The sequence below is a fragment of the Leptospira alexanderi serovar Manhao 3 str. L 60 genome, assembly GCF_000243815.2.
Lineage (GTDB): Bacteria > Spirochaetota > Leptospiria > Leptospirales > Leptospiraceae > Leptospira > Leptospira alexanderi.
This window is the reverse complement of record NZ_AHMT02000005.1, coordinates 98,209-121,500: the sequence shown is the minus strand read 5'-3', so window position 1 is coordinate 121,500 and position 23,292 is coordinate 98,209. Positions and strand designations below refer to the sequence as shown.

At 39.7% G+C, this 23,292-nt stretch carries 15 protein-coding genes and 2 pseudogenes; 8 read left to right on the top strand and 9 right to left on the bottom strand.

Annotation, left to right across the window (positions count from 1 at the left end; all coding sequences use genetic code 11):
* Positions 1-504: 504 nt before the first annotated feature.
* The 3 genes from LEP1GSC062_RS01935 (at position 505) to LEP1GSC062_RS01925 (ending at position 8,917) form a co-directional block, all read left to right on the top strand.
* Entirely contained in the window at positions 505-1,428 is a 924-nt protein-coding gene (locus LEP1GSC062_RS01935; RefSeq protein ID WP_010577129.1) for a hypothetical protein, read from the top strand.
* Positions 1,429-1,566: 138 nt separating this feature from the next.
* A complete protein-coding gene (locus LEP1GSC062_RS01930; protein ID WP_020983200.1) occupies positions 1,567-3,636 on the top strand; it encodes an NAD(P)-binding protein in 2,070 nt (689 codons plus the stop codon).
* Positions 3,637-3,700: 64 nt separating this feature from the next.
* A complete protein-coding gene (locus tag LEP1GSC062_RS01925; protein WP_039940938.1) occupies positions 3,701-8,917 on the top strand; it encodes a trifunctional serine/threonine-protein kinase/ATP-binding protein/SpoIIE family protein phosphatase in 5,217 nt (1,738 codons plus the stop codon).
* A gap of 269 nt (positions 8,918-9,186) precedes the next feature.
* On the opposite strand, the gene LEP1GSC062_RS01920 is transcribed toward LEP1GSC062_RS01925, so the two are convergent.
* The 4 genes from LEP1GSC062_RS01920 to LEP1GSC062_RS01905 form a co-directional block, all read right to left on the bottom strand.
* Entirely contained in the window at positions 9,187-10,257 is a 1,071-nt protein-coding gene (locus tag LEP1GSC062_RS01920; RefSeq protein WP_020983199.1) for a Fic family protein, read from the bottom strand.
* A 138-nt stretch (positions 10,258-10,395) separates the two neighbouring features.
* Positions 10,396-10,878: an SRPBCC family protein gene (locus tag LEP1GSC062_RS01915; RefSeq protein WP_010577131.1), complete on the bottom strand. Its 483-nt coding sequence runs from the start codon at positions 10,876-10,878 to the stop codon at positions 10,396-10,398.
* Positions 10,865-11,194: an ArsR/SmtB family transcription factor gene (locus tag LEP1GSC062_RS01910; protein WP_010577132.1), complete on the bottom strand. Its 330-nt coding sequence runs from the start codon at positions 11,192-11,194 to the stop codon at positions 10,865-10,867. Before LEP1GSC062_RS01910 ends, LEP1GSC062_RS01915 begins: the two co-directional genes overlap by 14 nt.
* 150 nt (positions 11,195-11,344) lie before the next feature.
* Positions 11,345-13,045 carry an acyl-CoA dehydrogenase family protein gene (locus LEP1GSC062_RS01905; RefSeq protein WP_010577133.1) on the bottom strand — a complete coding sequence of 567 codons (1,701 nt, stop codon included), beginning with the start codon at positions 13,043-13,045 and terminating at the stop codon, positions 11,345-11,347.
* Between the two features lie 520 nt (positions 13,046-13,565).
* Between LEP1GSC062_RS01905 and LEP1GSC062_RS01900 the strand changes: the two genes are divergently transcribed.
* The 4 genes from LEP1GSC062_RS01900 to LEP1GSC062_RS01885 all read left to right on the top strand — a co-directional run bounded on the left by LEP1GSC062_RS01900 (position 13,566) and on the right by LEP1GSC062_RS01885 (position 17,582).
* Positions 13,566-14,846 (top strand): porin, encoded by a 1,281-nt coding sequence (locus LEP1GSC062_RS01900; RefSeq protein WP_010577134.1) that lies wholly within the window; start codon positions 13,566-13,568, stop codon positions 14,844-14,846.
* 98 nt (positions 14,847-14,944) lie between these two features.
* The gene (gene msrA / locus LEP1GSC062_RS01895; protein WP_039940936.1) at positions 14,945-15,475 is read left to right on the top strand and encodes a peptide-methionine (S)-S-oxide reductase MsrA; all 531 of its coding nucleotides are present in this window, start codon (positions 14,945-14,947) and stop codon (positions 15,473-15,475) included.
* Positions 15,476-15,531: 56 nt separating this feature from the next.
* Positions 15,532-16,605: an alpha/beta hydrolase gene (locus LEP1GSC062_RS01890; RefSeq protein ID WP_010577136.1), complete on the top strand. Its 1,074-nt coding sequence runs from the start codon at positions 15,532-15,534 to the stop codon at positions 16,603-16,605.
* Positions 16,606-16,625: 20 nt separating this feature from the next.
* Entirely contained in the window at positions 16,626-17,582 is a 957-nt protein-coding gene (locus tag LEP1GSC062_RS01885; protein WP_020983189.1) for an alpha/beta hydrolase, read from the top strand.
* On the opposite strand, the gene LEP1GSC062_RS01880 is transcribed toward LEP1GSC062_RS01885, so the two are convergent.
* Positions 17,551-18,159 (bottom strand): uracil-DNA glycosylase, encoded by a 609-nt coding sequence (locus LEP1GSC062_RS01880; RefSeq protein WP_010577138.1) that lies wholly within the window; start codon positions 18,157-18,159, stop codon positions 17,551-17,553. The two genes, LEP1GSC062_RS01885 and LEP1GSC062_RS01880, sit on opposite strands and share 32 nt — an antisense overlap.
* 184 nt (positions 18,160-18,343) lie before the next feature.
* On the opposite strand from LEP1GSC062_RS01880, the gene LEP1GSC062_RS01875 reads away from it, so the two are divergent.
* Positions 18,344-18,571 (top strand): hypothetical protein, encoded by a 228-nt coding sequence (locus LEP1GSC062_RS01875; RefSeq protein ID WP_010577139.1) that lies wholly within the window; start codon positions 18,344-18,346, stop codon positions 18,569-18,571.
* Positions 18,572-18,877: 306 nt separating this feature from the next.
* Here the strand turns inward: LEP1GSC062_RS01875 and LEP1GSC062_RS01870 are convergent, their stop codons facing one another.
* The 4 genes and pseudogenes from LEP1GSC062_RS01870 to LEP1GSC062_RS01850 all read right to left on the bottom strand — a co-directional run.
* Complete coding sequence (locus tag LEP1GSC062_RS01870) at positions 18,878-21,394, bottom strand: penicillin acylase family protein (RefSeq protein WP_039940934.1); 2,517 nt, start codon at positions 21,392-21,394, stop codon at positions 18,878-18,880.
* Positions 21,395-21,776: 382 nt separating this feature from the next.
* Positions 21,777-22,272: pseudogene (locus LEP1GSC062_RS01860) on the bottom strand (class I SAM-dependent methyltransferase); the annotation flags it as partial.
* Between the two features lie 60 nt (positions 22,273-22,332).
* Positions 22,333-22,728 carry a hypothetical protein gene (locus tag LEP1GSC062_RS20820; RefSeq protein ID WP_010577144.1) on the bottom strand — a complete coding sequence of 132 codons (396 nt, stop codon included), beginning with the start codon at positions 22,726-22,728 and terminating at the stop codon, positions 22,333-22,335.
* A gap of 16 nt (positions 22,729-22,744) precedes the next feature.
* Positions 22,745-23,020: pseudogene (locus LEP1GSC062_RS01850) on the bottom strand (transposase); the annotation flags it as partial.
* Positions 23,021-23,292 lie beyond the last annotated feature (272 nt).

The following is a 23,292-nucleotide window of genomic DNA, read 5'->3' as shown; positions in this document are numbered from 1 at the left end:
CTAACTTTGTTTTTTGTAATAAGAAATTTGAACCAAACAAAAAATCTAAAAAGATACGTTTTGAAAAATTACTGCGAATATTATAAAATTCTAATTATAAAATAAAACATATAAAAGCACTTTTCCATTTGTAAAAAATCCGCTCGAATCAAACCTCCGCAGAAAGAAAACTCACTTCCTAAGTAATTCCAAGCCACTTTTCTTTTCATTTAAACGCGATAAAACCGATTTAAGGACGCATAACTTACTATTAAAATCCGGGCATAAAATACGTCTTTTGTTTTTAAATCGAAACTTGAATCTAAAAAACAAACATCAGACGAAAGCAATCGAAGCTTTATTAAACCCTAAAGTAACAATCAACCAGACACAAACCACAACAAAATAAAGATTTAATAAGCATTACCAATGTTTATGATTCATTTTACAACAACACTATAATTTTATTATTTACAATATCTGAAAAATATATCCAACATTGAACGCCAAGACACAGGAGTCAACATGACAGACTATATTGTTCGCGGAGGCGAACAGGAACTTCCTCCGCCTTATCAGATGAAACAAGTGGAATTTTACGCCTTTTGTATACAAGGAAATCAGAATGCGATTCAATTTATCGTAGATAGAGATCTAAACGTTCCCGCAAGTGGCAAGATGCATTATTCCGCATTTACAGATAAGTTATTTCTTGTATTTGCAAAACAGCAATATCTCGTTCCGGGCAACGATTGCGGCTGGGTGAAGGAAACAGACGTAGGTTTCTGGATTCCTCTTTTTGCAAAAGATCCGGTTCGAATTCGGTTTTATCAACCTTATCTTTTCGTAGATATTCCCACTGCAATGGCTACGGGAAGGGAAATCTACGGTTTTCATAAAATTCAAGGCGAATTTCAAATACCTTCTCTTCAGGTTCCTCCCGAATACTTTTCTGCGGATGCCATCACTCCTCGTGGCAAAGACCGTCAGGCTATCTCCCAACGGATATTTACTCTTACCTGTCCTCCAGAAGAAACTCATTCAAAGGAATCATTCGATGATTTGTCTAAGTTGGGAAACGAATTCGCTAAGATTCTTTTCGATGACCCTTTCAAGATCAAGATTCCGAGCACTGGCTCGACAATCAATCTCTTGGAGCATTTATTTTTTCCCGAAGTTGGAATGGTCTTCTTAAAACAATTCAGGGATGCGGCCGATCCTAAATTAGCCTGTTATCAAGCAATCGTAGAGGCGAACAGCAACGTTACTCTCTTTCGTAAGGGCGGAATTTTAGAAGGGAATTACATTTTAGATATTTTAAGCAACGCGTATTTCCCTTTCATTTCCGACTTTGGCCTTAAAAGCACTTCCGTATCGATTCAATTCGGAATTTGGTGTGATTTTGATTTTGATTTTTCTCCCGGAAAAATCATTCATCAAAACGTATAAACCCGCTTCGGAAAGGAGAACTTACATATATAAAAAACGTCGTCGATTTTGGAAATTCGTCAATTTAAATTCAATCTTTAATATCAAAATTTTAATATATTCTATAAATATAATTTAATTTACGGTAGGTTAGATTTTATGAAGACCAAAAAAGAAAAAGTAATCATACTCGGAGGCGGTTTGAGTTCTCTCGTTACTGCATACGAAATCACTTCCAAACCCGATTGGCAGGAGAAATACGACATCACGATTTATCAATTAGGTTGGAGACTCGGCGGGAAAGGCGCAAGCGGCAGAAATCAGGACTCCTCCAATCGAATTGAAGAACATGGATTGCACATCTGGTTCGGATTTTACGATCACGCTTTTCAACTCATCAGAAAATGTTATCAAGAACTCGGAAGACCTCTCACTGATCCTTTGGCTACCTGGGAAGAAGCGTTTAAACCGGCGAACTTTTTCGTATTGGAGGAACAGATAAATGGAAGTTACCAACCTTGGCCGATGCGATTTCCGATGAACAATCAAATCCCCGGAGATACAACCGAGCTTCCGGATCCTTCGGTTTATCCTTCGATGATTCTAAATTACGTGAACGAATATTATGTAAGTCATCGGAAATCTATTTTTCAGGAAAACGAACAAATTGAAGATCAAAACATCTGGAAACTAATCTCGGAATGGATAGAAGACGAGGAAGGATCCGACTTGGGCACGATCGAGAAAGTCATTCTCGTTCTAAAAAATATTTCGGATAAACTAAATGATGATTTTGCTCGCGATCGCTTTCTAAAAATCTTAGAGCTATTCATTGATAATCTTTGGGAAAAAGTAAACAAAAAGATCGAATCAAACACCGAGGTAAGAAGATTTTGGATCTTAACCGATTTCAGTCTCACCAATATCAAAGGAATGATCAAAGATAACCTTTTAGAAAAAGGTTTTGAAAGCATAGACGACTTCGATTATAGGGAATGGCTTAGACGTCACGGAGCAAATGAACTCACAATCAACTCCGCGATCGTACAAGCGATCTACGGTCTCGTATTCGGAGGAAAAGAGCAATACACTTTCGCCGCCGGAACGGCTCTTAAAGGAGCCTTAAGAATGGTCTTCACTTACAAAGGTGCGGTCGCTTATAGAATGCAAGCGGGAATGGGAGACGTCATTTTCACTCCTCTGTATGAAATTCTGAAAAAACGCGGAGTTCATATCAAATTCTTTCATCGAGTTAGGGAACTGATTCCCGGAAAATCGAACGGACAATCCTTGATTCAAACCGTAAAAATCGGCAAACAAGTAAACCTAAATAAGGATGATTACTATCCTTTGATAAACGTAAAAGGACTTGCGTGCTGGCCAAGTGAACCTCTCTACGACCAGATTGTGGAAGGAGAAATATTAAAAAAAGACCATATAGACTTGGAAAACTATTGGTCCACATGGCAGGATAAAGAAGAGATCATTCTCGAATACGGAAATGATTTCGATCGAATCGTATTCGGAATTTCCATTGGCGCAATTCCTTTTGTATGTCCGAAGATTTTAGAGGAAAGCTCAAAGTGGAAACAAATGACGGAATCGATCACAACCTGTCTAACGGATGCGTTTCAACTTTGGATGTATCCCGATATTGCAGGTCTGGGATGGAAGTATTGGAAGAACGAACCTCCGGTGTTAGGATCTTACGCGGAACCTTTCGACACTTGGTGCGACATGAGCCATCTCATCAACAGGGAGTCTTGGCCAGATTCCCTCTCGCCAAATCATATCGCCTATTTTTGCGGTCCTTCTCCCGCCGGAATAACGCCTAAGGATCCTCTGGTTGATCCGGATATACCGACTCAGATGAAAAAGTTAAAGGAAAGGATTGTGAAATTTCTAGAGCAAGACGTGCGTGTTCTTTGGCCAACTTCTACGATTCCCGGAAAAACTTCAGGGTTCAATTGGGATTTTCTATTGGATGCAAACAAGACGGAAAAAGGACCCCAAAGAATCGAATCCCAATATGTCCGTTTAAATATTCAACCCACGGAAAGATACGTTTTATCTGTGAAAGGTTCGACGAAATACAGGCTTCCGGCGGGCAATAACGGATACTCCAACCTTGTAATTACGGGAGATTGGATTCAAAATTCCGTGTTAAACGCCGGATGTGTGGAAAGTACCGTCGTAAGCGGTATCGAAGCGGCTCGGTGTTTTTCTTGAATTTCGGAAATGGAATCTTTTCTTTTCGATTTTGACTTTAGAAAGGACATTCAATTCTTCTAGGATGGAATTCCAGCTCCACGGTTTTAAGACGTTCGGGTTCTTCTCCGTAGATCATCAATTTATAATATATAGATCTCTGGATCAAAGATCGGGGAAACGCGTTCTTCTCAAACTCCTTCGTCAAAAAAACCCGACTATTAAGAGCATTCAAAAAATCTATCACGATTTTAGAATTTCCAACTTTGTTAAAGGACCGAGAATTCAGAATTCACTGGAATTAATACGACATGAAGGCGTTCCAATTCTCGTAATCGAAGACTGCGATTCCGTTCCTCTTTCGAGATTGTTTCCTAACGGTGTGAATTCCATTGAGAAATTTTTTGAGATTGCCATGGGTATCTCCTTAGCACTCAAAGAAATTCACGAAAAAAAAATTCTCCATCAGGCGCTCCGTCCCGACAACATTTGGGTTCAAGCGAAAACGGGGATAGTTAAAATTACGGATTTTTCATCCGCAACTTTCTCGGATAAAAAAACTTCAATTTCTATTACGCCGGATTTACCCGTCGAAATCCTCTCCTACATCTCCCCGGAGCTAACCGGAAAACTCTCTCGTATTCTAAATCTTCGCACGGACTTTTATTCCTTGGGAGTCATTTTCTATCAGATGATTACGGGAATTCTTCCGTTTACTTCCAAGAACGGAAACGAAATTTTACACGCCCATCTCGCAAGAAAACCGATTCCCGTACACATAATTCGGAAAGAATTGCCTATAACGATTTCGCTCGTTATCTCGAAATTACTTAAAAAAGACCCGGATAAACGTTATGCATCCATTGATGGATTGATATATGACTTAAAACTCTGTCTTCAAGATTTTCAAAAAAGAGAAACCGATTCAATGTTCATTCCCGGCTCCAGAGACATCCCGGAACTAACATTCGATTCTTCCGTTCTTCACGGAAGAGATAAGGAGAAAGCCGTTTTAGAATCCTCTTTTAATAAAGTACTTCGGGGAGATACGGAGCTTGTTTTCATCACAGGTGATTCTGGTTCCGGGAAGTCGGCGCTTGCAAAATTTTTTTTAAAGAGTATCTCCGAAAGAGGCGAAATTGTCATCCAAGGTAAGTTCGATCAGTATGAAAGATCGATTCCGTTCGGTGGACTCATACATTCCTTAAGAGAGCTGGTTCCGACTTTACTTTCCAAACAGGAAAAAGAAATCGGGAAATTAAAAAAACTGATCAACCAATACATAGGAGACAACGGAAAAATACTTCTGGATCAGCTTCCCGAATTGGAGTTTATTTTAGGTCCGCAACCGAAATTGTCCGAATTGCCTCCGGATGAGAATCGAAACCGTTTCTACTATACTTTCCATAACTTTATCAGAGCCCTTTCCGAAATGAGCAGACCGCTCGTCCTTTATATGGACGACTTACAATGGGCCGATCCGGCAAGTCTTAATCTCATAGAGACTTTTTTTATCCATTCGAAAATTAAGAATTTCTTATGCATTCTCTCATTTAGACCAGAAGCCGTCGAATCTCCAAATCCATTTTCCGAAATCCTAAAATCCATCGAAACGAATAAGATTCAAAAAAGTCTGCTCACAATCGAATCGCTCGACAAAAAAAGTATTTACCACCTTATTCAGGATTTAGTTCCCAGCCCGGAAGAGCAAACTCGATCCGTAACCTCCATCCTCCACAAGAAAACATTGGGCAATCCTCTAGCGATCATTCAGCTCCTTAGAACCTGTAAAAAAACGAATATTCTATCTTACGAATTCGAATCTCAACTCTGGAACTGGGATCTCGAAAAGGTCGACAGCCTATCCGCTGCCGATAATGTCGTCGATTTTCTCTGCGATAGAATTAAGGAACTTACTCCGGAAATTCGGGAACTGCTCGGAATCTGCTCTTGCCTGGGAGAACGATTCACTTTAGAATTCATTTCAAAATTAAGTTTTTTTGATATTCTAAAACTTAATCAAACTCTTTGGGAAGCGGTAAAAGAAGGGCTTTTAATACCCTTTCATAATCAGAATCAATCTATTTTTGAAAAAAACCTTTCTTCGGAACAAACCTTTGGTTTTTCGCACGACAGAGTTCGACAAGCGGCTTACAGCCTTTTAGAAGAATCGAAACGGAAGGAATTTCATAAACAAGCGGGGGTAACCCTCCTCGCCATTCACGGTCCGCAACCTAAAAATAGAATCCTTTTTGAAATCACAAATCATCTTAATCAGGCTCTTGATCAGATCGAAGAAGAAACTCTTCGTAATAATCTTATAACCCTAAACTACAAAACCGGTCTTCAAGCCAAAAGCTTCGGTTCTTACGAAAGTTCCCTTCAATATCTGAACTCCGCATTAAATTCCTTAAACCGGGAAGTTTGTATCAAAGATTTGGAGTTGTATTCCAACGTGGTTTTGGAAACCGCAGAAACGGAATATCTCCTGAACAATTACGAAAGGGCAATATCACTTTTAGGATTATTAGAAAATTTAAGCATTTCGAATTTACAGTACATCCGCGCTAACATGATACGTGTTCGGCTCTATTCTAAAATGAACAAGGTCGAAAAAGCCGTTTCAGCCGGTTTATACGCGATGAAACGTTGTAAGATTCACATCCCTTATTCTCGATTTAAAATTAATTTGGCGCTTTTTAAGGAATTACTTCTCTCTTTGATTTTATCCAAAGGAAAATCGGATTTCGAACTCGTTCATCCAAAGGAAAATTCGGAACCGGAATACCAGGCCCTGATCGACCTTTTTGCAGATCTTGGTCCTTCCGCATTCACGTACAACCAAAATCTCTTTGCGCTCTTAGTATTAAAGATATTTAATATTTCTCTAACGAAAGGAGTTTCCAGAAGTAGTCCGATTGCGTACAGCGGCTACGGAATGATCGTGAACCAAATATTAAAAGATCTGAATCAAGGAATACGTTATTCCAAGATTGCGATGGATCTAAACAGAAGGATTCCCTTCGACCTTGTAAAATGGAAAATTCAGTACGTTTATTCGGCTTATCTTTGCCATTGGAAGAAACATATCACTCCCGACATAAAGCTGTTGGACGAAGTTCATAAAGGAGCCTTACAGAACGGAGATATTCTTTATGCGGGATTTAGCCTACAGGCAAAGATCCAGAAAGAAATCTTCGCTTCCTACCCGATAGAGGAGCTTTTAATACACGCAGATTTCGCGGAGAAATACTTTAGAACTGCAAGAGACAATTTCTCGTTTATGATCGCAAAAAGCTCCCATCAGTTGCTCAAAGCGCTCGCCGGAAAAACTTCGTCCCCTAATTCCTTAAACGATTCGGAATTTCAAATGGAAAATTTCGAAAGAAAAATCCTACAAGATAAGAATTATACCGCACTTTTCTACTACTATCACGATCTTACCAAACTTCATTATTTTTCGGGACAATTTTCAAAAGCTCTCATCTACGGCCAAAAAGGCGAAGATCTAATTCAGAATGCGTTCGGTTTGATTCCCTTCGCCGAATTCTGGTTTTATTACGGACTTACCATTTTGGCGAATTTCGAAGAATTTCCCTTTTTTAACAGAATTATATATTCAAAAAAGCTAAATCTTATATTCTCTTATTTTACTAAGTGGAGTAAAAATTGTCCTGAAAATTTCATGGGACTTCTCGAACTTTTACACGCGGAAAGAGAAAGAGTACGAAGAAAAATCTCAGAAGCGATCACAAGTTACGAAAAAGCGATCAAACTTTTTCAAGAAGCCGGTTTTGTTTCGTTTCAAGCCCTATCCAGCGAAATTGCCGCAAGATTTCATTATAAAATCGGAAACTTTTCCTTAGGAAACCATTACATACAGCTCGCAATCAATTTTTATTCCGAATGGGGAGCTTCCACCAAAGTCGTCGATCTTAAAAACCGTTTTGCAAAACGGCTCAATCTCACTTTTTCCCATGAAACGACTCAAAAAAAACCTAACAACCAAAATACGAATTTGGATCAGGAAATTATATTAAAAACATATAATGTTCTTTCTGAAGGGATCGTCTTAGATAACCTTTTGAAAAAATTAATTCAAATCGCCATAGAGACCGCAGGTGCGACAAGAGCTATTTATTTCCATTTACACAACAAAAATCTAACGGTCTATCTTACGGGACAAAGTGGTGAAACGGAAATTATAGTGGAAAATTTTCCGAAAATCGACGAAACTCAATACCCTATTTCATACCTTAATTACGTTTTTAGAACGCATAAGATAATTTCCACTCGCGAATTGGATTCCTCTTTGATCAAAGATTTTACCGATCAGTACATTAAAGAGAAAAAACCTCAATCTATGATTTGTATTCCTCTGCTACACGCGGGAGAACTCAAAGGGGTTCTTTATCTCGAAAATCAATTAGTCAAAGGGGTGTTCACTGAAAACAATATTCAAACCCTGAAGCTGATCGCCGGACAAGCGGCAATTTTAATCGAAAACGCAAACCTTTACGCGGAACTCGAAACAAAGGTTGCGAAAAGAACAGCGGAACTCAATAATACGATCAATCTGCTTCAAAAAGACCTACTTTACGCGCAAAAGATTCAAGACAGAATTTTGCCTAAACCGGAAGCTACGTTAGGCAAAATATATATTTTCACGAAATACGTTCCCATGACCCAAGTCGGAGGCGATATCTACGACTATGCGGAAATTTCTCCCGGTAAGGTGAGAATCTTTTTAGCGGACGCCACCGGCCATGGAGTACAAGCTGCGTTAGTCACCATGCTGATTAAATCCGAATATGAAAGTTTGAAATATCTGGACCTACCTCCGGGCGAAATAATTTCCGAACTCAACCAGGAAATCATCGCAAAATACAAAACCCTCAAATCCTTTTTCAGTTGCCTCGTCGCCGACGTGGACGTCGAACAGGGGATACTTTCCTACTCCGCAGCGGGCCATCCAGATCAATTCTATCTTTCCGGAAACACGATTACAAAATTGTCCAGAAGCGGACCGATCATCGGTATTCTTGAAAATATAAAATATAATTCTCAGTTTTTAGAGATATCCCAAGGGAATAAATTATTTTTCTTTTCAGACGGAATGACAGAAGAGTTCAATCCATTCCAAGAAGAATTCGGGGATCGTAGGCTTTCAGAATCTATACTCAAACAGACCTCCAGGCCCGTTTCAGAAATCGTACAATCCGTATTCGCAGATCTTCAATCCTTTCTTTCGGGTCAAAAAATTCAAGACGATATCACATTTTTATCCGTGGAAATATTATAGTTAGAGTTACTGAAAAATTAAGTATCAAATCGTTTCAGTATAATGAAATTGAAATCTTCGCGTGAAAATATGGGGAGGACCTCATTGATAACAATGACGATTTGATCAAGTATCTATGCGATAAATTTAATGTAAGTTCCGATTTATTTTGAGTAAAATCGCGAATTTGAAGCATCCGAACATAACTCGGTTTTGAATGAACCTCCATTCATCCTTTAGCGGCTGCCTGCCTCCTTGAAAATCGCAGATATCTGTTAATCCAACAACTCTCACCCAACCAAAATCTCATATAAACCCAAATTGATATAATAATTGGATCGACCCCATTTTTGTTTTTTCAAGAACCCTAGTTTGCAAAGTTCTTCCAGATATTTAGCGGCGGTGAGGCGAGCGACTCCCAGATCTTTTTCTATAAATTCTATTTTTGTATAAGGATAATAGAATAAATTATTGATCAGGTCTTGGCTATAGAATTTACAGGAACTCCGGATTCTATGTTTATAATCCATCATGACCTGTTTGATAGATTGGATGGTTTCAATGGTTTGTTTTGCTGTCTCCTCTACTCCCGTGAGAATAAATAAAACCCAAGATTCCCAATCTTGTTTGTCTCGGACTCCCTGGAGAAGTTCGTAATACTGGATTTTGTTTTGAATGATGTATCTGCTTAAATACAGAATTGGAAGTGTCAATAAATCCTTTAATACCAGATAAAGAATATTCAAGATCCTTCCGGTTCTACCGTTTCCATCGTAAAACGGATGGATGCTTTTAAATTGATAGTGAATCACAGCCATTTTGATTAAAAAATCTGTATCGGACAAATCATCGTCATTGATATAATGTTCCAAATTTTTCATTAGGATTTTTATTTCTTCTAAATGTTGCGGAGGAGTATAAATCACTTCTCCCGTAAGTTGGTTTTTCAAATCGGTTCCGGGCAATCTTCGATAACCGGCTTTATTTCTTTCCAACTCTTCTTGGATGACAAGGATATGATTTCCCGTTAATAGCTTGGATTCTTTTACCAATTGAAACCCTTTCCGTAATGCGGATGCGTAATTCCCCACCTCTTTAGCAGCGGGATGAATGGTCTCGTTCGGAAAAATTTCCTCTTTGAAAAGTTCGTCGTGGGTGGTGATGATATTTTCCACAGCGGAACTGTCTTTGGCTTCCTGCAAGGAAAGAGCATGAATCAAAATATTCTGATTCGGAATACTGGAAGAAACTCCTTTCAATTCCGCAAGATACCGTTGGGCGACGGAAACCTTCTTCAAAACCGCCTTGGTCTCCAGCTCACATGCCGGAGGTAGCTCTTCCAATACAAAGCCAGAATTCATGGATCGGTTACCATATGCATAAAAATATTAATTTTTTATACATATCAACCAGAATCTATATATTTTTGTGAAAAACCTATACATATTCGCTGGAATTTCGCGAGATACATTAAATATCCCCGTAGTAATTTTATGTTCCTATTTAAGTGCCTCCAAATATTTACCAAGCTTGCCAATATGTTGAATACCACCTTCAATTGCACCGTATTTGTTGTTAACTCTTTCAAGTTCTTCTTTACTCGGGAAAATCTGTTCCATTGTTAGGTTTGTACCTTCACCAGCTTCTTCGAATATAATTTTCGATTGAAAATCAACATCCTCAGCACCTTCGCCGTCACCAAGATGTTTATAGTAAATGTAATGAGGTTTTTCAATGTCTATAAATTGAATTCTGTTTTTATAATCGTGTCCATCAGGACCATGCATGATAAAGTCCCAAATTCCACCATTTGAAAAATCCATACTTTTAATCGTCAATGTAAAGCCATCCGGTCCCCACCACTGCAAAAGATGCTCTTGAGATGACCATATCTCAAAGAGAAGATCGATTGATACATCAAAGTATCTTTTATAAATGACTTTGTTACCTTCGATGATTGTCTCAACGTTATTTTTTATCACGGGATTTTTCCTTTTTTATTTTTAAAATATATTTATCCAAATTATCTAAGCGTTTATTCCATAGGTTTTTAATATCTAGTAGCCAATTTTCCATTTCATTCATCCCCGAGTCGTTAAGGCTATAGATACGTTTTTGGGCCTCTTTCTTCATGTGAAGAACTTTCGCCTCTTTTAATACTTTTAAGTGTTGTGAAATAGCGGGTGGACTCATTTTAAAATTTTGGCTTATTTCAGTCGAAGTAAGTTCTCCGTTCTTGGCCACCAATTTCACAATTTTTCTTCTCGTATCATCTGCCAGAGCAGCAAAAGCATTCATATAACCATATTAAAGCATTAATTTAATTAAGTCAATTCTTAAATACAAACTTAAAAGGAAAGCTCCGTCTGGCGATGGAAGGGCTTGAAGTGGGAGCTTTGGGCTGTAACGAACAGAGTGACTTGGAAAACTATTCGTTTAAATAGGAACTCAGTTCGCCTCTTTTAATTTTGCAAGATTACCTTCCAGAAAGAAAAGAGTATCAAGATGATAATCTTTCGTGTGTTTGAGTCGGGCTTGTTTTCTTTCTTCCGGGAGTCTTCTACAGGAAAGTTCGAGCAGGACTCCCGCTAAAAGTCTGGAACAAGTAAAAACGATTTCTTCCGCGTACATGTCCTTATTTTCTTTTTTTGAAAAATTTTTGTAAAGGAATACAAACTCTTGAAATTCGCGAAACAATTTATGAGTAAGAGGGAAATTCGATCGATTTACGAGTTCGGAAATATATTCTCCGAACGAATGAGTCAAACCGGAAGTGATTCCCCCGATACACGCGTTGACTTGAATTTGCGAGGTTCCGTCATAAATCGTGGTGATCCTTGCGTCACGATAAATTCTAGAAATATCATAGTCTTCGGTGTAACCAGAACCTCCGTGAATTTGAAGCGCGTCGTTGACCACTTTCAAACAGGTTTCGGAACAATAGAATTTGCTGATCGGAGTAAGTATATTTGCGATCTTTTCCCAATAGTGCACGACGGTGTCATCCTTTGCTTCTTTTTCGGTAGCTCCTTGTTTTTTAAGACGAAACGTTCTCCAATAATAACGATCCATGACTCGGGAACCTTCCAGAGTCAGACATCGCATCGCATACATTTCCCTTTCGATTCGATCGATGATTTTTTTTACCGCAGGAATTTCTATCAAAGGTTTTCCAAATTGAATTCTTTCCTTTGTATATTTTACGGATTCATAATATGCTGCGGTTGCAAGTCCGGTGGATTGTTGTGCGATTCCCATTCTCGCTCCGTTCAACATTCCCATCGTATATTTTACGAGTCCGAGACCTTCTTCCCCGATCAAGAGTCCGGGAGAATTTTCGAAGACTACTTCACAAGTAGGAGAACAATGAAGCCCTAGTTTACGCTCAATTCCCGCAATTTGAACATCTTTGCTTTGAACTAGAAAAAGCGAAAGTCCCCTTGCACCGGAACCTGTTTTTCCCGAACGTGCCAAAGTCAATAAAATGGCAGGGATGTCGCCGAACCCACAACCGTGTGTAATGAACCGTTTAGTTCCATTCAACACCCAATTTCCGTCCTTATCTTTCGTGGCTTTGGTTCTAAGATTAGAAAGATCAGAACCGTGATCGGGTTCGGTAAGCCCCATTGCACAAACGAATTTTCCAGCGGCAAGTTTCGGAATCCATTCCTCTTTCATTTCCCGAGCCGCATGGTGTTCCAAAATTTCGGCGAGATTTACACATCCAATGGCAATGGCGAGTGATGTGTCCACTCTGTAGAAAATTTCGGAAATAAAAGATTTCACGGTCCAAGGTATACCAAGTCCGCCGTATTTTCTCGAAAATCCGTAAGCTTGAACTCCGGCTTCTACGACTTTGGAAACCAGTTCGAGCATCTTGGGCGGAAATTCGACTTTGCCATCTTTGAATTTCAGTCCTTCTCTGTCGAGTTTCCCTACATGCGGAGAAAGAATATTTCCGGCTAAATCTCCTACGGTGTTTAAAAGAGTTTTATAATATTCTTTTGTTTCGGATGGATTTGTCGGTCCTCCGTCAGAAAAATCGGGGAATTCGTTTTCGTAATCGAGTATGATTTCAGTCCAGGGAAGAATGTGCTCAAAATGATTCTGGATATCTTGGTTATCCGAAAAGTAGTTGTTTTGAATCATAGAGTCTCCTGGGACTTAGTCAGTATAAAAGATCGGAAAGGCCGAGAAAAGGAAAATTGTAATAGCCCCTACATTTTTAGCGTAACAAAAGGATCGTTGCGCTCTCGATTCGTTTTGTAGGGAACTCCAATCTACTCTAAATTGGTTTCAAGTGCGATTCAAAATGAGCACGCGTTTTTTCTTTGTCTTCTTTTTAACAACCCTACAACCGAGAATCTACGCCATTTTCCAAATCTCAGATAAAGTTTTTATGGGGTCCTTTTGGTATAATTGTATTGTATCGATGAATTTTGGCGAAACCTTTCGAAAGTGTTTCATACTTCGACAACATAGACCAAAATCGATTCGGAATTGATCTTTCTTTTTAGCTGGATTTTTAAAGGCATCAAGTGCAGAATTTCAGAACTCGCCCTCAAGGGTGTTGATTTAACGGTGAAAATACGATTCGAAAACCTATAAATTCTCCAAAGAGACGCAATCTGCGGGAACTACAGCGTTTTGTTATTAACGACTTGGAATCATGATTCAAAAACGAAGTCTTACAAAGTTCAAATGTTTCCGAAAGAAAAAGCGGATCGACCTTAGTTTGTTTTTAAAACGCAAAAACGCCGCGTTGATTTATTTTTTATGGACGACTCTTTACGTTGCACCGTTGTATTCTCAAGAAAAAAATTCGGATTCCTTCAAACAACCGGAAACAAAAACGCAAATTTCGGCGCAAACACAACCCCAATTTCCAGAAGACGTTCCCAAAAAGGAAACCGAAGAACAGAAGATAAACAAATATCCGCCCAGATTCGGTTTTTTTATAGATTCGTATTATGCACACAATCCGTATCGTTCCAATTCAAGGGACAATCGATATCTCACTCAACCGGCACGCTGGGATGAAGGTAATATCAATCTTGCTTATGTAGACGGGAAAATCGAAACGGATCAATATCGGGGCAGAGTCGCTTTCCAATTTGGAAATTCTGTAAACGCGAATTACAAAAACGAAGTCAGTTCGGAAAAAAATTCTAACGAACTTTCCGTAAGAAACATTCAAGAAGCGTATGCCGGAATCAAACTCGCAAAAAATCTCTGGCTCGACGGAGGAGTTTACTTCGGAAATATAGGACTCGAAAATTGGATTTCTCAGAATAATTGGAATTATTCGAGGGCACTCGCTCTAGATTACGTGCCTTATTATTCGAGCGGTTTCAGACTTTCTTATCAATATTCGGATAAATTATCCTTTCAATTCCATTTGATGAACGGTTGGTCGAATATCACCGAAACAAATCGGGATAAAGCGATCGGAACTCAAATCGATTATAAAGTTACGGATAAGTTCAAGATCACGCACAACACTTTTGTCGGAAACGAGGCCCCCGATAATCAATCTAGGCAAACAAGATATTATAATAATTTAATACTTCAATATCATTTCACAAAATACATCATCGTGGCAGGCTCGGGTGACATTGGAATCCAAAGGGTACCCGATCCGGGCGTTCAAGCTTATAGACAATGGTATCACGGAACGTTTTGGATAACTCTGAGACCGGTCGAGAAATTCAGAACTTCTTTGCGTTTAGAAAGAATGTTTGATCCGGAGCGGACGATTATTCAAACCGGCACGAAAAACGGATTTTTAACTTCGGGTGCCACAGTCACCTTCGATTATATTCCAAACGAAAACGCAATGATTCGGCTGGAAGGACGTTATTTTCGTTCTTATGATGCGGTTTTTGATCGTGATCGATCCAAATCCAAAGAGGAAAAATTTATCGTTTTTGCGATTTCCCTGAAAATCTAAACTTTGGTTTCGAATTTCGGTTGCACGGAAGTAAAATAACAAAAGAAAATCTCTCGAAGATTCCCACATCGAACGGAATTTGTGGTAAGGTTGTAAGTATGGAACAAGCAACATTAGGCGGCGGTTGTTTTTGGTGTCTCGAAGCCGTATATCAGATGGTGGAAGGAGTCGAGTCCGTCGTATCCGGATATGCGGCCGGACAGACGAAAAATCCGGACTACCGCTCCGTATGTTCGGGAACGACGGGACACGCAGAAGTGGTTCAAATCACTTTCGATTCGAAGGTTATTCGTTATTTCGAAATTCTCGAAATTTTTTGGATCTCTCACGATCCTACAACGCTAAACCGACAAGGAAACGACGTAGGAACTCAGTATCGATCCATTATTCTTTACCATTCTCCCGAACAAAAAAAACAAGCGGAAGAATCCATACAAAAAGCCGGAGAACTTTTTTCGGATCCGATCGTAACGCAGGTGGAAGCGCTGAAAGAATTTTATCCTGCGGAGAATTATCACCAAAATTATTTCAGAACCAATCCGGAACAATCTTACTGTCATTATGTGATCAAACCGAAAATCGACAAATATCTCAAAACGGGTTTCAAAGTTAGGAAAGAAGGCTCCTAGATCGTCTAAGAATTCTACTTGCCCCTCTTCGAATCGGAGGATAGTTTGATTTTCTAATGAACGCTACTATACGAAGAATTTTTCTGATTCTCCTCCTGGGAACGTTCCTTTCCCAATGCAAGGCAAGTATACAACTTCAAGGTGAAATTCATCATCCTAAAACCGAAGACGGTTGGGATCTGACGTTGGAACATTTTCCACCAGCACCTGGTTCCCCTTCCAAAAAATATCCGGTTATACTATGCCACGGATCAATAGCCAATAGAACCTATATGAAGATCAATGAGAAAAGCTCCATCGTCGGAAGACTTCAAAAAGAAGGTTATGACGTTTGGCTGTTGGATTTGAGAGGGAGAAGGGACGCGGGTTATCCTTCTTTGTTTTTCGGAGATAAAACTTTCTCCTACGGCACGGACGACTATATTCAGTATGACGCGGACACAGCCATTAAACATGTGTTAAATTCTACCGGAAAAGATAAGGTCAATTGGATTGGTCATAGTATGGGTGGTATGATCATCTATTCGAGAATTGGGAGCCTTGGCGAAAAAAGAATCGTAAATTTTGTTGCGATCGGTTCTTCCGCAATTCTCGATTCCCCGAGTTCCGCCCTGAAACGTTGGGTTTCCCTTTCTTGGTTGGCGAACGTTTTGCCCGTCGTTCCCTCCGAAACTTGGATTGGAATCGAAGGAGCGACGGGAATTCCGTTTCTACCCCAAAAATTCCTCAAAGAGGTTTTTTGGCACGAACCCAATATCGATTCTTCGATTCTTTCGGGAGTAAAAACGACTTCGATCAATCCGGGAACAAAGAAGGAAGTCCTTCAGTTTCAGGATCTTGTAGAAAGCGGAGAACTTCGAAGTTTGGATCGTAAAATTTCCTACTCAAACGGACTTAAGAATATTAAAATTCCGACTTTGTTGATTGCGGGAAGAAGAGACAAGATCGGAACGGCCTATTCTCTTCGTTACGCTTATGATACAATTTCCTCCGAAGATAAAACCCTTTTTATCGTATCCAGAGCGAACAATCATTCCGAAGATTATGGTCACATGGATTTGATTGTCGGAAAGAATGCCGATAAGGATGTTTTCATTCCTCTCGTAGCTTGGTTGAATAAGAGAAACTAATTTTTATTTTGGATTTAAAAATGAAACCTACGAACATGAAATTGGCGGTGATCGTATTTTTTGTGGCCGCATTTGTAAGCTGCACACGTTATGTGGTCATTACGGAACAGAAATTCACGTCACAAACCGCGAACATAGGGCCAAATGTATTCCTAACCACCTTTTCCTATGAAAACTCCCACTATCCTCCGATCCTTCTCGTGGATCCAGTTTTTATCAACAAAAAGGTTTTATATCTAGGAGACAAATCGGGATTAATCGGAGTTTTAAACGGAAACGGCTTTTCGGTTTGGCTGTTACACTTTGAAGATTACAAATCCGTAAATCTCAAGGAAGTGGGGGAAAATCTAATTCCGGATGTTATCGCAAGAATTCAAAAAGTCACCGGTCAAAAGGAATATATTCTCGGCGGGGTTTCTTTGGGAGGACAAGCGATATTACATTCTTTCAAAGCCAAAAAGATACCGGATATTTCCAAAGCGTTTTTTCTCGGAACTGGAATGGACTATAAATACAACGATAGTTTTATCGAACAAATGAAGACCGAAAAAAGGTTCGGAACCGACTTAAGTGTTTCATGCAAAAACAAGGATAGTTTCTGCAAACGTTTTATCTCTTTCGACGAAGACGATCCTACGATTTTATTTGTATATCAGAATCTTTTTAACTACTTGCCTACTTTGGAGGAAAATCCGAAAACTTGGGAGCCGTTTGAATCTACGAATTTCCCTTCCCTTTTTATCGGAGGAAGAATCGACAATGTATCTCCGACGGAAAGTATTCATCCGACTTATAAAAGAAAAAAAGGGAAAAAAGAGTACTGGGAAGTGGGAAGGGATAATGGGATGTCGATCGACTATGATCATTTGGGACTTTTCGCCTATAAAGACGCCCCTTCCGACATTTACCAAAGAATCGCCGATTGGCTGAAAGAAATAGAAATCACTAGGACCACTTCCAACCCAGCAGATCCATAACCTTCTTGATGTCCTCCCAGACCTCGCGTTTGAGAGGGCTGTTCTCTCCGCCGTTGCGAATCACAAAACTAGGGTGATACGTAGGCATCACAGGAATTCCGAAAAAAGTTCCCCAGGTCCCTCTGAGTTTTGTAATTCCCTCTTTTGTATTTAAGATAAATCTTGTGGAAGGATTTCCGAGTGTTACGATCACTTTCGGTTGAATGATTTCAAGTTGTCTCAGAAGATACGGGGCACAGGCTCTGGTTTCCTCGTCTTCGGGAGGTCTGTCCTTTTCGAATTTCATGTCCACGGTCGGTCTACACTTCACAATGTTCGCGATATAAACCGATTCTCTCGGAACTTTCATTCCCTTTTCTATGATTCTTGTAAGTAGTTCACCGGCTCTGCCCACGAAAGGACGGCCGGTAAGATCCTCTTGTTTACCGGGACCCTCTCCGATGAAAACCACTTCCGAATCTGGATTCCCCTCTCCAAAAACCGTTCGAGTGCGGGTCGTATGGAGTTTGCAGAGTTTACACGCGAATACCTCGGATTGAATGAGATCGAGTCTTTTTAGTTTTTCTTCATTGCTCATAGAAATACATTTCATCCAATTTGATAAAGAATTTCTATGGAGTCAATGGAAATGATCATCTTATAGAAGTAGAACTTTATATTCCGCAATATGTATACGCGAATTCATAAAAGGAAATCTCCAAAAGCGATTTTCAGGCACACTCATTCTGATCATATTAGAAAAGGGACTCGCTGTTATCTTTGTGTCGAATCCGGACTTTCACTTACAAAAAACGTCTGGAAAAAAATCGAATGTAGAAACGCTTCGTTACGGTCAGGCAATTTATAGAAACGGAGTCAAAATCAGTTTTCATTCCGCCGATCCTATCTTAGGTTCCGCTCAGATTCGAATCGAATCGAATACAAGGGAAAAATACAGTAACCGGCGGAGACTACAAAACGGTTCCCGATTCGATCTGCAAACCAATTAAAATCCTGGAATGCGATACGTTTTTCTCCGAAGCGACTTCCGCAAAGCCGTATTCCATTTGATAAAATAAATTCGTATTTCAGAATATTCTAAACTATATTTTACCAAATCGAGAACAGAGAGAAATTACGGATCTTCATTGGGATCTCATATGATGTCTGAAGAATTTTTCCCAAAATCTTAAAAGAAATCAGCTATAATCTTCCGCTTGGTTCGGTAGAATTTGGGTTCGAATTTTCAATCAACAAACATATTTAATTTTTTCTACCAGAAATGTTGAACCATATATATTAGAAAAACTGATTTTTTACCGTGGTACAAATTTCAATACGTACTTCGAGTCCTTTTCGATTTGAGACTGTGTAAATCGAATTGTGCGGTGTTCTCCGTTCAAAAACATTTGAATCTGGTCGCCGTAAAAAGGAGAACCCAGATTTCCGGAATTTCCCGTTGGTAATACCGACCAAGAATTTTCTGGATGCACAAGATCGATGATTCTTCGTTTGGAAGGTCCCACGCGAGGTGTCATTTTCGGATTGATTTCTTTTTGATTCATTAGATTGACCACGGCTTCTCCCGAAGCGACGGGAAACGGTCCTTGGTTGAAAATCAAACCGAGAAGGGGAACTTTTCCCATCGGATGTTCAAACGTGATTTCGTGAGCCTTTTCCCATTTCCAAGAAGAGGGAGAACCGCCGAATTCTTTGGACAAATAACGAACCGTTTGTGCAAAGGAACGGATGAGAATATCTCTTCTTGTTTCTTGAAGATCCGGAGTGGAAAGGTCGTCCCAAAAATCAGACTTCGGATTAGCAAGAATCGATTTATAAGAATTCCAACGTTCCGCAGTTTGACCGAAGACTTGAAGATTCGATTCTCCGAATTCGTCCATCCATAAATTTAACATTACAAATTGGTTAAGCGTATGGAAGATCGTGGCTCCGGGCGAATCCAATGTGTTTTCCCCGTCGAACTTTCGATAGACGTCCAGAGCTTCTCGGAATACTCCGGACCAATTTTTATCCAACTCGAGCTCCAAAGAGATCAAAGGAACGATGGATCTTGCGGAAAAAGAATGAATATCGGTCTGGATTTTTTTCATATCGTCCACGGACCAATTTTTTTTCTGGGAAAGAAGTTCGTAGATCCTTCTTCCCCGATCCGATTCTTGCCAATAACCTTCGGGTTTTCCATAACCTTTGAGTTCGTAGGTAGGTAGATGATTTGCTGTGAGAATAATTCCTTCTGGAGGATTGATCAACTTTGGATTTTGTTCAAACGGAAGATAACCGATTACGTCGTCTTCTCCGGAAGCTCCATTCAAAATTTTGCGAGTATTGGTTTTATTCTTACGAATCGGAAATCTTCCAACACTCCACCATGCTATGTTGCCGCTCGCATCCGCATAAGAGATGTTCAAACCGGGAACAGGCAGCTTTGAAACAACTCCAGAACACTCCTGCAAAGAAGAACAACGTCCCAATGAATAAACAGTTTCCAAAACAGGAGCCGGAATATGATGAAAAATCCAATAGAGAGAGACAACTGGACCCGAATATCCCGCTATCGGTTTGGAGAGGATCGGACCGTGAGAGGTTACTTGGATCGTAATTTCACGCGCCTCTTCTCCTTTGACGGGAATCAATTCCTTGAAAACTTGAACCGGAACCCAATTTCCTTTTTCTTTTACAAAATTCGGTTTTGTCGGATGTAGGACCTCCTCATAAAAATCCATGTCGTCGTTTTCCAACATAGTCAATGCCCAAGCTTTTTTTGCGTTATGCGCGATTATTGGAAAAGGAAAGATAGGAAGGTGATATCCGTACGTTTCGTAATTTCCCGCCATCAAATGAACTTCATACCAAGTTCCGGGATTACCGTAACCGATATGCGGATCGTTTGCTAAAATTGCACCGCCGGTCGTTGATCTAGAAGGACCGATCACCCAGGAATTGCTTCCCAGAAACAAAGGAAGTTCTTCTAGGATCTGATTCGTTCTTTGGATTACGGAACCGAAATCGGAAAGTTCGTTCGATTTTACGAATTTGGATTTTTCTGCTAAGAGGAAAAAATTTTTTCGAGTTTCGGTTAATCTTTTAGGGGAATAGGAAGGTTGATTCTCTCGAATCGAAAACGGATCTTCGGTATCGTGTCTTGGAAATAACTCGGCGATGTTTCGATTCGGAAGTTTTCTTTCTAAAATTGTGTAAAGAGAATCGTTCCGCAGGGCCTCCGCAAAAGAAAAAGATAATAAAGAAAGAGCGCTCAGCACATCGAGTCGGTCGAAAGGTTTGGGTTGATATCCCAGAATCGTAAACTCGATCGGAAGCGATTCCGTTTTTAAAAAGTAATTGATTCCTTCCAAAAAAGAATCCAATTCTTTCAAAATTTGAGGGTTGCCTTTTACGGATTCCTGTAACATCTTTTCCGCAGTTCTCTTTAATAGCATCTGTCTTAAAAAAGTGTCGGCTGGAACCAATTCGGCCCCTAAAACTTCGGATAATTCGCCCCTAGCCGCTCTTCTTAGGATTTCCATCTGAAACAAACGATCGCTTGCGCTTACGTAACCTAACGCAAAATAGGCGGACGAGGAATCTTCGGATCGAATATGAGGAACTCCGTAGGAATCTCGGACGACAGAAACGGGTTTGGTAAGTCCGGGCACCGTCAGCTCTCCCGACAAACGAGGGGCTTTCCAGAAAATCAAAAACACAAAACTGAGTTTTACAAAAAAAATCAAAACGAAAATAATTTCCAAAAACCTGCGAGTCCGGAGGGGAAGTTTTTTCCAAAAAGAAAATAGTTTATTTAATAAATGTTTCATTTCCAATCGCTTCCTCATTCTATGAAATTTTTCCCATTCGAATTCTGTAATACTCTCTTTCAAAGCAATTTCGTACAAGCCTCAAGCGCTTTTTGGAGCAAGTTCTTCAATACATCTTCGAATTTTGAAAACCGATAGGATGAATTTTTGATATCCCAAAAAGATTGGCCCGATTCGCTTGAATACGTATCTACAGATTCAAAGCAAACCTTCGCAGACGAAATTTTATAAAAACGAATTGATAGATCAAGAAAAGTTTTAGAGAAAATTCTTTTTTTAAATGTGTCTAAGCCAAAAAACAAACTTGTTGAAAAATTTTATAATTCTTACGGCTTATTCCAAAAAAATCCTTTTTAGAAACACAACAACTCTAATATATTTCATTCTTCGGTTTTGATAATTCAATAAAAACGAATGTGCCTGAAGATTTTAAAATCCGATCCACCTCGGAGATAAGAATGCCCATTTGCTCGCGAGGTAAAATTTTTAATCCGAAAGTGCAACTGACTGCATCGCAAGAATCGGATGGAACGGAGGAAGAAAGAACATTTTCGATCAAATAGACCGTATCCAATTCCCCGAAACGATTCCACGTACATTGAATCATTCGATCGGATATGTCGACCCCTATGATCTTTCCATCGGTAATATTTCCGTAGAATTCCTATATTGCTGCCGTCTCCGCACATCAAATCACAAACGATTCCCTCTTCTCGAATTCGTAACTCGGCAAGCGAACGTCTTCTCGCTTGGTTCGCCAAACCGAATGAAAAAATGTTTAGAAACCAATAGCTCGTCGAAAATCGATTAAAGAACCTTCTTTGATACGCGATTTTATCGAAATAAATCCTACCCGACTTTTCGACAAATGTTGTCATTTTAGGTCATTCTTCTCTTCAACTTTTAGTTTGATTTTATGCAATACGTGTTGATGCAGTTCATCCATGAGATAGTCCGCCCAAGAGCTTCCAATAAAACTTAGGGCCGAGACTATTGACGTAGCGAGTTGTAACTAACGTGAGTTCAGCGTAAGAAAGTTTGGGCGAATAAGAAACTAGTGTAGTTACGGCTGCGATCGTTGCGCCGTTGCTGTAATCAACGGCCAGAAGAGAACGCGCGTTTTCTTGAATAAGATTCATGGAAACAGGATATGAAATTCCGTTGCGAAAGAAAAAATGATCCGCTTCACCGAATACAAATGGAGAAGTGATTTGTTTCCATACCTCTTTTACGGGAGCGTGCACAACGAGCGATGCCCGTACTTCGTTCGTTTTAAACTTCGAGTCGTATCGATCGTAAACATACGCGGATATATTGAACGTAAAAACGATCAAGAGTAATAGATACTTGGACCAGATGCGAAGTTGGATGAGATAAACTACAGAGTTCTCTCATCGAGAGATTTCCGATTAATATCGAATAGAAAAGTGCTGAAATTACTTTCTTAGGTGATATTGCAGGTCGACCTGTTTCATCGTTTTGGTAATTCTTTTCAAAATTCTCAAAATCTAAACGATCTATAACTTTCTTAAATCCGTGGATCGGATGTCCCTCTCCGCATAATTCCTGAAAGTCTAAAACATGCATCCTAAGTTGATTCGGGTCCGTATTCTTGAACTTTGCCATTACGCAAATCTAACAGCTTCACAAATTTTGCATCTCTTTTTCAACAGACGCCTCGCTCCGTTCGGGATTGCTTCTCAACCCTCGCTTGGCCTTCCGCACATTTGCTTTGTCGTTTCGACTTGCAAGACGTTCGCTACTCAAATCTTGCGCCAATTCTTCCGCGCGTAAGCGCTTGGAGACACAATGTCGAAGAGACTATTTCGTTAGGCGTCATGCCCGTCGCTGTATTCGATTATCAAAAGTCGATGAATTGGTGCTTGAACTTTTCAGTG